This is a genomic window from Nonomuraea longicatena (assembly GCF_039525605.1).
Classification (GTDB): Bacteria; Actinomycetota; Actinomycetes; order Streptosporangiales; family Streptosporangiaceae; genus Nonomuraea; species Nonomuraea longicatena.
On record NZ_BAAAHQ010000001.1, the window covers coordinates 595,178 to 605,899 of the forward strand.

At 73.6% G+C, this 10,722-nt stretch carries 7 protein-coding genes; 5 read left to right on the forward strand and 2 right to left on the reverse strand.

Annotation, left to right across the window (positions count from 1 at the left end; all coding sequences use genetic code 11):
• Positions 1-57: 57 nt before the first annotated feature.
• Both ABD120_RS02685 and ABD120_RS02690 read left to right on the forward strand, forming a co-directional pair.
• Positions 58-1,437 carry an MFS transporter gene (locus tag ABD120_RS02685; RefSeq protein WP_343948030.1) on the forward strand — a complete coding sequence of 460 codons (1,380 nt, stop codon included), beginning with the start codon at positions 58-60 and terminating at the stop codon, positions 1,435-1,437.
• Between the two features lie 12 nt (positions 1,438-1,449).
• Complete coding sequence (locus ABD120_RS02690; protein ID WP_343948031.1) at positions 1,450-2,448, forward strand: enolase C-terminal domain-like protein; 999 nt, start codon at positions 1,450-1,452, stop codon at positions 2,446-2,448.
• On the opposite strand, the gene ABD120_RS02695 is transcribed toward ABD120_RS02690, so the two are convergent.
• Entirely contained in the window at positions 2,434-3,858 is a 1,425-nt protein-coding gene (locus tag ABD120_RS02695) for an LCP family protein (protein WP_343948032.1), read from the reverse strand. The two genes, ABD120_RS02690 and ABD120_RS02695, sit on opposite strands and share 15 nt — an antisense overlap.
• A 255-nt stretch (positions 3,859-4,113) precedes the next feature.
• Here ABD120_RS02695 and ABD120_RS02700 point away from each other — a divergent pair, with 255 nt between their 5' ends.
• Entirely contained in the window at positions 4,114-5,049 is a 936-nt protein-coding gene (locus tag ABD120_RS02700) for an alpha/beta hydrolase (RefSeq protein WP_343948033.1), read from the forward strand.
• Here ABD120_RS02700 and ABD120_RS02705 read toward each other — a convergent pair.
• The gene (locus tag ABD120_RS02705; RefSeq protein WP_343948034.1) at positions 5,022-6,515 is read right to left on the reverse strand and encodes an alpha/beta hydrolase family protein; all 1,494 of its coding nucleotides are present in this window, start codon (positions 6,513-6,515) and stop codon (positions 5,022-5,024) included. The two genes, ABD120_RS02700 and ABD120_RS02705, sit on opposite strands and share 28 nt — an antisense overlap.
• 122 nt (positions 6,516-6,637) lie before the next feature.
• On the opposite strand from ABD120_RS02705, the gene ABD120_RS02710 reads away from it, so the two are divergent.
• Entirely contained in the window at positions 6,638-7,747 is a 1,110-nt protein-coding gene (locus tag ABD120_RS02710) for an exonuclease SbcCD subunit D (protein ID WP_343948035.1), read from the forward strand.
• Positions 7,747-10,722 (forward strand): AAA family ATPase (locus tag ABD120_RS02715; protein WP_343948036.1); only part of this gene is annotated, 2,976 nt, incomplete at its 3' end. The genes ABD120_RS02710 and ABD120_RS02715, both read left to right, overlap by 1 nt.

Here is a 10,722-nt window from a genome sequence, read left to right on the forward strand (position 1 = left end):
AATCCCTAGGACCGGCGCCCGATGTGGCGGACCGGCCGGTTGCCATACGTTCCCGTCATGTCTGCCACTCTGGCCGAATCCGCCGGCCCCCCGGAAAGCGTGGTATCCCGCCGGTATCGCGCCCTGAGCGTCGGCCTGGTGGCCCTGGTGATGCTCACCGCGTTCGAGGCGATGGCCGTGGTGACCGCCATGCCGTCGGTCGCCCGCGAACTCGGCGGCAGCCACCTGTACCACCTGGCCTTCAGCGCGACGCTGGCCGCCAGCGTCATCGCCACCGTCCTCGGCGGCCGGTGGGCCGACGCGCGCGGGCCGATGCGGCCGGTCGCCGTCGGCGTCGCGACCTTCGTCGTCGGCCTGCTGGTCGCCGGATTCGCCCCGACCATGGAGGTGCTGGTCGCGGGGCGGTTCATCCAGGGTCTCGGCACCGGCCTCATCCAGGTCTCGCTGTACGTGCTGGTCGCCCGCGCCTACCCGGCCGACATGCACGCCAGGGTGTTCGCCCTGTTCTCCGCCGCGTGGGTGATCCCGTCCATGGTGGGGCCCGCGATCGCCGGGACCATCGTGGAGACCACCTCGTGGCGCTGGGTCTTCCTCGGCGTCGCGCTGATCGTCGTCCCGGCCGCCCTGGTGCTGTGGCGCGGCACCTCGGGCACCGACGTGAGCGGCGGCGAGGCGGGGACCGGCCCCGGGATCGGCGGCAAGCTCGTGTGGGCGGCCCTCACCGCCGTCTCGGCCGCACTCATCCAGTACGGCTCGGCGCTCGGCGCCCCCGGCGTGCCGCTGCTGGTGGCCGGAGTGGTGCTGCTGGCCGTGGCGCTGCCGAGGCTGCTGCCCAAGGGCGCGCTGCGGGCCGCGCGCGGCCTGCCGACCGGTCCGGTGCTGCGCGGGCTGGCCTTCGGCTCGCTGACCGCCGTCCAGGTGCTCATCCCGCCCATGCTGTACACCACCCGGGGCATGTCGGCGACCGCCGCCGGAATCGTGCTCACCGTGGGCGCCCTCGGCTGGTCCGCGGGCTCGTGGATCAAGGGGCACACCAGGATCGGCGACCTGGCGGCCCTGCGCGGCGGCGCCCTCCTGATGGCCGCCGGGTTCGCGCTGGTCGCGCTGGTGCTCGTGGACAGTGTCCCGGTCGCGGTCGCCTACGTGGCGATGGCCCTGTCCGGTCTCGGCATCGGCGCCATGCACCCGACGGTGTCCGTGCTGGTGCTGCGGATGTCCAAGCAGGGCGAGGAGGGCCAGAACTCCGCCGCGCTCGGCGTCGGCGAGTCCGTCATCACCGTCGTGGCCGTCGCGGGCACCGGCGCCCTGTTCACGGCGACGGGGGAGAACTACCTGGCCGGGTTCGGCCTCACGCTCGCTCTCGCGCTCCTGGCCGCCTTCCTGGCCCCGCGTTTTGCCCAGCCGGAGAAGGGGGGCAGTATGGAGAGGAGTGGGTGACTAGGGGGGTACATGCCGAAGGTCCGTGAGCTTGAGGTCTTCAGAGTGGTCCTGCCGTACGGCGGCCGTCTTGAGACCCTGCTCGTCAAGCTCATCGACGAAGGCGGCATGGTCGGATGGGGCGAGACCGTCAACCCGCCGCCCAAGATGTGGGGCAGGCTGGAGGAAAGCCTCGGCGCCCGTCTCATCGGCGTCGAGTGGCAGCACCCGGACAGCGCCCCGAGCGGCGACCCGGCCGTCGACATGGCCTGCTGGGACCTGTGGACCCGGATGCGCGGCGTCCCGCTGGCCCACGCGATCGGCGGCAGCCGCACCTCGGTCGTGGCGACCGTCCGGCTGGGCCCCGACCGGTCCAACGAGAGCCTGGTCGCCCGGGTCAACCAGCAGGTCTGCGCGGGCTACGGACACGTCACCCTCGACGTACGGCCCGGCTGGGACGTCGAGCCCGTCAGGGCCGTGCGCGCCGCCTTCCCGGCGCTCACCCTGGCCGTCGACTGCGGCGGCGCCTACACCGAGCCCGGCCAGCTCATCGCGCTCGACTCCTACGGCCTGGAGGTCGTCGAGCGCCCGTTCGACTCCGGCGACCCCTATCTGCACGCCACCCTCCAGGACCAGGTGGCGGCGACGGTCGCGGTCGAGGCGGGCGCCGACCTCGACGACTACCTCGCCCTGCGGGCGGGCCGTGCGCTGCTGCTGCGGCCGAGCACGTTCTCCTCGCTCAGCGACGCCCGCCGCGCGCACGACCGGGCGGTGGCGGCCGGATGGGACATCCAGTGCGCGGGCGGCCAGGGCGCGGGCCTGGCGCGGGCGGCCACGGTGGCCGTGGCCAGCCTGCCCGGCTGCACTCTCGCCTGCGACGTGACCCAGCCGCCGCGCACCAACCAGATCGTCGACCCGATCGTGGGCGCCAACGCGGGCGTGATCGCGGTGCCGTTCACCCAGCCCGGCCTGGGTCACACCGTCGATGAGAGCCGTGTCCAGCGCCTGGCCAAGGACTCATTCACCGCCTGAGCGTCCGCAGCCGTCCGTCAGCGACCTGGACGGGTCCGGGGCGGCGGTGGTGGTAGTGGTGGTGGTGGCGGTTCGGCTCGGGGCGGCGGCCGGGGTGCGCCGGGGGGTGGCTGAGGCGGCCACCTGGCGGGTCTTGACCGAGTCCTTGAGAGCCCTGTCGGTGATGGTGCGGATCTTCTGCCAGTCCGGGTATCCGGTGTGGATGAGCGGCGGCATGAACTGCACGCTCGTGACCTCGGCGTTCTTGACCTTGAGCGCCAGCGGCACCAGGTAGCGCAGCATCCGGTGCGGGATGTCGGTCCTGATGAGTTCCTTGGTGGCCAGGGCGATGCCGTTGAAGCGGGTCAGCACCGTGGCCGGGTCGGCCTGGTCGAGCAGCGCGGCCATCACGCAGCGCTGGCGGCGCATCCGCGTGTAGTCGTCGGAGAAGGTGCGCGAGCGGGCGTACCACATCGCGTCGCCGCCGTCGAGTCTGCGGCGGCCCGCCTTGACCAGGCCCTCGTTGTGCCTTCCGAACACGACGTCGCGCTCGACCGTGATCGTGACGCCGCCGATCGCGTCGATGAGCCGGGCGAAGCCCCACATGTTGACCAGGGCGTACCAGTCGATCCGCAGCCCGAGCGTGTGGCCGATCGTGTCCATCAGCACCTGCGGGCCCTGCCGCTGGCGGCCGCCGAAGATCTCCGGGTGCGCGTCGGAGTACTCCCAGACGCTGTTGAGCAGGTCGCTGCGCCCGCCGCCGGGGTCCGTCGGCAGCCGGAAGCCGCTCGGGAAGCGGGCGGCCATCGGGGTGCCCGGCCGGAAGCGGACGTTCTCCAGGTTGCGCGGCAGGCTGATCAGCACCGTGTTGCCGGTGGCGAGGTCGATGCTGGCCACGTTCATGCTGTCGGTGCGCACCCCGACGCGGTGGCCGTCGGCGTCGCCGCCGAGGAGCAGGATGTTGACGCGGCGGCGCCCGTTCCACGGGTCGGCGGGCCGTTCGGCGCCCGCCTGTCCGCTCTCCTCGGGGAAGATGTTGTGGAAGGCCTCCTGCGAACGCCACAGGATCTGCGTGACCAGCCCGAACGGGGTGATGACCGCGACGGCCAGCAGGCCCGCCAGGGTGCCCGCGAGCACCTGGCCGCGCTGCGACAGGCGGCCGGGACGCAGCACCACGAACGAGTGGACGACCAGCACGAACCACGCCGTGCCGAGGACGCTCACGCCGATCATGATCGGGGTCAGTTGCGTGACGGCGCTGCCGAGGGTGTCGCCGTCGGCGGTGAGGCGGAGGTAGAGCAGGGCCAGCAGGCCGGCGGCGTACAGGCTGAGCAGCACCAGCCCGGTGCGCCGCCACCCGGCCCTCAGGTGGGCCGCGCCAGGGGCGAGCGCGGACAGCAGCGTCCACCCCAGCACCGCGGCGGTGCTCATCGGCTCGTTACTCCGCGCCACGCCCATCCCCGCTTCTCCGCGCAGTCCACCGTAGGCCGTTTCGGAGCGGGAGCCTATGGATGGAATGCGAACTATGACGTTGTCGGTGAGTGAACGACGGAGGCTGAACTCGGTTCAGTCCGTCGTCACCGTCACATTGAAGCGCCCCCGGCCTCCCGGGCGCCCACGGCTTTACGATGCCGGGGAGTTCGGTCTCCCGAGCGGAACGCGCGAAAGCCCCCTATCGTGAAAGACATGTACGAGAGCACTGTCCTGCATCTGCCGGACGACTACGAGGGCGAGGTCATCGCCACCCTGCTGTCGCGGCGAGCGGGCTCGCGCAGGGCCGTACTCTACATCCACGGGTTCACCGACTACTTCTTTCAAGATCATCTCGCTGATCACTACGTCGGTCAAGGCGTCGACTTCTACGCCCTCGACCTGCGTAAGTACGGCCGGTCGCTGCTGCCCCACCAGACCAGGGGCCTGGTCAGGAGCATCACCGAGTACTTCCCCGAGATCGACGAGGCGGTCCGGATCATCCGCCGCGACCACGACCACGTGCTGGTCAACGCCCACTCCACGGGCGGGCTCATCGCCGCCCTGTGGGCCGACCGGGTGCGCGGCAGGGGGCTCGTGCAGGGCCTGGTGCTGAACAGTCCCTTCCTCGACCTGAACGTCCCCGCCCCGCTCAGGTTCGCCGCCGACCTGCTCAAGATCCCGCTCTCGTACTCAAGCAGGCCGCTGCCGCTCGGGGTCAGCACCGCGTACGGCGACAGCCTCCACCGCTCGCGGGGCGGCGAATGGGACTACGACCTGGAACTCAAGCCTCTCGGCGGGTTCTCCGTGCACGCCACCTGGCTGGCCGCCGTCCGCCGCGCCCAGCGCCGCCTGCACGCCGGGCTCGACGTGGACGTGCCCGTTCTCGTCCTCGCCTCCTCCAACGGGCTGCGGGTACGCGACTTCGTCCCCGAGGCGAAGTCGGCCGACATCGTCCTCGACCCCCGCCAGATCGCCCGCTGGGCGACCTCGATCGGCACGCACGTCTCCTGCGTGCGCATCACCGACGGCATGCACGACCTGGTGCTGTCGGCCGAGCCGGTGCGCAAGCAGGTCTTCGCCGAGATCGACCGCTGGACCGGCGTCTACCTGTACCCGTGGGCCTACCAGGGGAACGAGAACAGCCCGTAGTAGGCGGCGGCCACCATCAGCAGGCCGCTGCCGCCGACCACCCCCGCCATCGCCACGTGCTGCCAGCGGCTCGGCTGGAACCCCTCCCGGACCGCCGCCACCACCGCGGCGACCGCCGTGACCTCCTGCAGCAGCATCAGCACCGCCAGCGCCCGCACCGTCAGCCACCCGGCCAGCACCGCGGGCCAGGCACCCGCCTGGTTGATCGAGAACGACACCAGCAGCCCGATGAACCCCACCACCGACACCAGCAGGGCCAGGCCCGTCCACACCATCCGGTAGAGCCGCGACCTGATCGGCGGCCACAGGACGGCATCCGCCCGCACCAGGACGCGGTTACGCCCGCGCAGCCTGATCAGAATGGAGGCGACCGGACCCGCGACGTAGCCCACCACGGCCAGGCAGATCGTCAACCCCAGCATCGTGCCGCCCGCGTACCACGGCGCCACGGGCACGTCCGAGGCCTCGAAGCGCTGCACCGGCGTCGCGCCCGCCATGTGCACGGCGGGCCGGCCCGTGCCTGGCAGGCCCTTGATCCAGTTGGCCAGCGTCTCCTGGTAGCCCCGCGTGAACGGGCCGCCCCCGACGCGCAGCGCGTGGTCGCCCTTGTCCATGAACCGGATCGTGTACCGCTCGTTGCCTGACTCCCGCATGGCCGTGGTCAGCGCCCGCGTCGACTCCACGAACGGGATCGACGGGTCCGTCGTGCCGTACAGGGCGAGGACCGGCTGGCGCATGCCGCGCAGCGCGGGCATCGCGTCGTGGCGCAGGAAGTTGAAGCCGACCCCGCCCATCGCGCGGGTCAGCAGGTCGCGCGCGCCCACGGGCGCGTGCAGCCGCAGCAACTGCTCGTTCAGCGCCCAGGCAACCTGCCGCAGCGGGGAGACGTTCGGAGACGACACCAGGACGACGAAGCCGACGTCGCCGCTCTCGGCCGCCGCGATCGGCACCACCCAGCCGCCCTCGCTCACACCCCACAGCCCGACCCGCGCGGCGTCCACGCCCGGCTGCGTACGCAGCCACCGCACCCAGCGCAGCGCGTCGTCGGCCAGCAGCGCGAAGTCGCGCTCGCGGAAGGAGTAGCCGTCCGTCCGCTTGTCGAAGGCCACCGTCGCCACACCCGCCCTGGCCAGGAACTCGGCCTGCGGCGTGAACTCATCGCGCGAGCCGTTGCCCGAACCCGACACGAAGACCATGCCCGGACGGTCGCCCTGCGTCATCGGCAGCCGTACCGTGCCGTGGAGCCACTGGCGCTGCGCGGGGATCGACACCTCCGCCGTGCGCACCGGCCCCGACGCCACGACCGGCCGCACCTCGTGGGCCGGCTGCGGCACGATCGACCGGAACGCCTCGTCGCCCTTCAGCGGCGGCGGGTCGAACGCCGGAGGCAGTGCGTATCCGACCGTCGCCAGCGCCACCAGCACCAATCCGGCGGCGACTCCCAACGTGCCACGGCCCGCGCGCATCCGTCTCCCTATCCATAACAGGCCCACCCATACAGGACTGCCCGCCGCTCGCCCAGACTACTCCCGGCGGGTGTGGCGGAGGGGACCGCATTTGTCGGTGAGACCTGTTAGCTTCACGGGACATGCGGATCCTGCACACCTCCGACTGGCACCTCGGCAGGTCCTTCCACCGCGAGAGCCTGCTGGAGGGCCAGGCCGCCTTCGTCGACCACCTGGTCGAGACCGTCAGAGCCGAACAGGTCGAGGTCGTGGCCGTCGCCGGCGACGTCTACGACAGGGCGCTGCCACCCGTCGACGCCGTCGCCCTGTTCGACGAGGCGCTGCGCAGGATCGTCGACACCGGCGCCCGGGTCATCATGATCAGCGGCAACCACGACTCCGCCCGCCGTCTCGGCGTCGCCGCGACCCTGCTCGACCGCGCGGGCGTCCACCTGCGCACCGACCCGGACCGGGCCTGGGAGCCCGTCGTCGTCGGCGACACCGCCTTCTACGGCATCCCCTACCTCGAACCCGAACTCGTGCGCGGCCCCTGGCAACTCGCCGAACGCAGTCACACCGCCGCCGTCTCCCACGCCATGGAGCGCATCCGCCGCGACCGGGCCGCGCACCGGCACGCCGTCGTCCTCGCCCACGCCTTCGTCGTCGGCGGCGAGGCCAGCGACAGCGAACGCGACATCAGCGTCGGCGGCGTCGCCCACGTGCCGCTGTCGGCCTTCGACGGCGTCGACTACGTCGCCCTCGGTCATCTGCACGGCCGCCAGCGCATGTCGGCGACCGTCCGCTACTCCGGTTCGCCCCTCGCCTACTCCTTCTCCGAGACCCGCCAGCTCAAGGGCTCGTGGCTGGTCGAGGTCGGCGGCCGGGCCGAGTTCGTGACCGCGCCCGTTCCCCGCCCCGTCGGCCGGCTGCGCGGTGACCTCGACGACCTGCTCACCTCCCCCCGCCACACCCCCTACGAGGACCACTGGCTGCAGGTGGTCCTGACCGACCCCGTCCGGCCCCGCTCGGCCATGGACCGGCTGCGCGCCCGCTTCCCCCACACCCTCGCGCTCGCCTTCGAGCCCTCGGGGGCCGCGCCCGCGGCCCCCCTCCGGCGCCTGCACGGACGGCCGGAGGCGGAGGTCGCGCTCGACTTCGTCCGCGAGGTACGCGGCGAACCGGCGGGCGACGACGAGGAACGCCTGCTGCGGCAGGCCATCGAGGCGTCCCGGATCAAGGAGGCTACGGCCTAGTGCGGCCCCACCTGCTCACCCTCACCGCGTTCGGCTCCTTCCCCGCGACCGAGACGGTGTCGTTCGACGCGCTCGCGGGCGCCGGGCTCTTCCTCGTCCACGGGCCGACGGGCGCGGGCAAGACGACCGTGCTCGACGCGCTGTGCTTCGCGCTGTTCGGCAAGGTGGCCAACGCCCAGCGCGACAGCGCCCGCAGCCTGCGCTGCGACCACGCGCCGCCGGGCGTCGGGCCGTCGGTGACGCTGGAGGTGACCGTACGGGGGCGGAGACTGCGCATCGTCCGCTCGCCCGCCTGGCAGCGGCCCAAACGGCGCGGCAGCGGGTTCACCGAGGAGAACGCCAAGGTCGTCGTGCAAGAGCAGGCCGGGTCCTCGTGGCAGGGGCTCACCACGCGCCTCGACGAGGCCGGCGACCTGATCGGCGGGTTGCTCGGCATGAACGCCGACCAGTTCTGCCAGGTGGCCATGCTGCCACAGGGCGACTTCGCGCGCTTCCTGCGCGCCGGTGGCGAAGACCGCCGCAGACTGCTGGAGCGGCTGTTCACCGTCAAGGTCTTCACCCAGGCCGAGACGTGGCTGGCCGAGCGGCGCAGACTGCTCGGGCGCGAGTGCCAGGAGCAGCGGCAGCGGGTCGACTTCGCGCTCCAGCGCGTCGAGGAGGCCGCGGGAGAGCTCTCCGCGCCCGATCAGGAGGCCGATCCGCTCGGGTGGGCGGGGGCGCTGCTGGGGGCGGCACGGCTGTCCGCCTCCGCCGCCGACGAGCGCTTCCTGGCCGCAGACGGCGAGCTGGGCCGGGCGCGGGCCGCCCACGAGGCGGCCGCCGTACTCTCTGGGCACCAGCGGCGCCACGCCGAGGCCCGCACCCTCCTGCGCGCCCTCGACGAGAGTGCGGAGGAGCGCGCCGACCTGCAGGCCGTCCTCGACGACGCCGCCCGCGCGGCCACGGTCCTCCCGCTGGTCACGGCGGCGCGTCAGCGTGCGGAGACGCGCGCCAAGACCCACCTGCTCGCCCTCGACGCCCTCGGCCGCGCCGCCCTTCGCGTGCCCGCCCCCGGGCCGGGCGTCGCGGTCGAGACGTCTGTACGGCTGGAGGCGCTCGAACGCGAGCGCCGGGCCGAAGTGGCCCTGCTGTCCGACCTGCTCACGGAAGAGGCGCGGCTGTCGGTGCTCCGCCGCGACCTGGGCCGGGTCGAGCAGGAGCTCACCGGGCTCATCGCCGAGGACGAGTCCACCGCCGCCCGCCTCGCGGACCTGCCCGCCCTCATCGAGCGCGCCCAGGCGCAGGTCGCCGACGCCCGCCAGGCCGCCGCGCGGATCCCCGCCGCGCAGGCGGTCCGCGCCACCGTCGCCGACGTCCTGGAGACGGACCGCGAGCTGGCCCAGCGGGCGGCCCGGCTGTCCGCGTCGGCCGCCCAGCACGCCGTGGCCGAGGCCGCCGCCGAGGCGCTTCCCGCCCGGCTGGCCGAGGCCAGAGCGCGCCTGTCCGACGTCCAGGCCCTGTCGGCCGCGCTGCCCGCCGCCGTCGCCGCGCTCGACACCGCCCGTGGCGTGCTGGAGGCCGCCCGGCGGCGTGACGCGTTGACGGGCGAGCTCGCGACCGCGTCCCGGGCTCTCACGGGGCTGGTCGACGAGGCGCATCGGCGGCGCGAACACTGGCTCGACGTGCGCCAGGCGCGGCTCGACGGCATGGCCGCCGAACTCGCCCGCGACCTGTCCGACGGCACACCGTGCGCGGTGTGCGGCTCGGCCGAGCACCCGAATCCCGCTTCTCCGGCGCCGAGCGCGCCGTCGCCCGACGACGAGCGGGCGGCAGAGGCCGCCCACGAGGCGGCGGCTTCGCGCCGCGAGTCGGCCGAACGCGACATCGCCGCACTCACCTCCCGTCTCGCGATCGCCGTCGAGGCCGCAGGAGGCGTCGCTGCGGCCGAGAGCCCGGGGGAAGGACCGGGAGAGGCCAGCGGCGGGGTGGCACGCGACGGGTCGGTCGCCGCAGCCGAGACCGTGGTCGGAGCCTCTGTCGCAGAGGCGGAAGCCTCGGTCGCCGAGGCCGACGCGGAGCTCGCCCGGCTGTCCGAGGCCGCCGCCCGGGAACCGGCGGCGATGGCGGCCGTGGAGGCGGTCGAGGCCGAGCGGTCGCAGGCCGCCGACCGGGTGCGCACGCTGGGGGAGGAACTGGCCGCCGTCCGCTCCCAGCACCGGCAGTTGCGAGCAGAGCGCTCCCGCCTGCTCGCCCGCCTCACCGACCCGAAATCCCCGGACGACCCTGCGGACGGCGAGGGACAGGCCGTCGCGTGGGCGGCCGAAGGCCGAGCAGGCGGTGGGGTCGCGAACGGCGAAGGAGTGGGTGCGGCCGAGGGCCGATCAGGTGGTGAGGTCGCGGACGGCGATGGACGGGCGGTCGCGGGTGCGGCCGAGGGCCGGGTGGGCCGTGACGTCGAGGCCGGGGTGGACGAGGCAGGGGTGGACGAGGTCGCGCGGATGATGCGGGAGGCCGAGGCCGATCTCGATCGGCTGCGCCGGGCGGCGGCGCGTGAACCGGCACTGGCCGCCGAGGCCGAGCGGCTGGCGCAGGAGCGCACCGAGGTGGTCGAGCGGGTGCGGCGGGTCGCGGCGCGGGTGGCGGCCTGCCGTACCCGGCAGGAGGAACTGGGCGGCGACGCGGCCCGGCTGACCGCCAAGCTCGACGAGGCCAGGGGAGAGGACGACACGCTGGCCGCGCGCCTGTCCCGGTTGAGCGATGAGGCCGAGCTGCTGCGGGAGGCGATCGAGGCCACCCAGCAGGCCGTCACCGCAGAGGGCGAGCACGAGGCGGCCGAGCAGGCGGCCCGCGAGGCGGCGGAGACGGCAGGATTCCTGGACGTCGAGGAGGCGGTGGCCGCCGTGCGGGCTCCGGCCGTCCTTGAGGAGAAGGGCGAACTGCTGCGGGAGCTGGACGCGCGCCACGCGGCCGTCACCAGCACCCTCGCCGACCCGGTG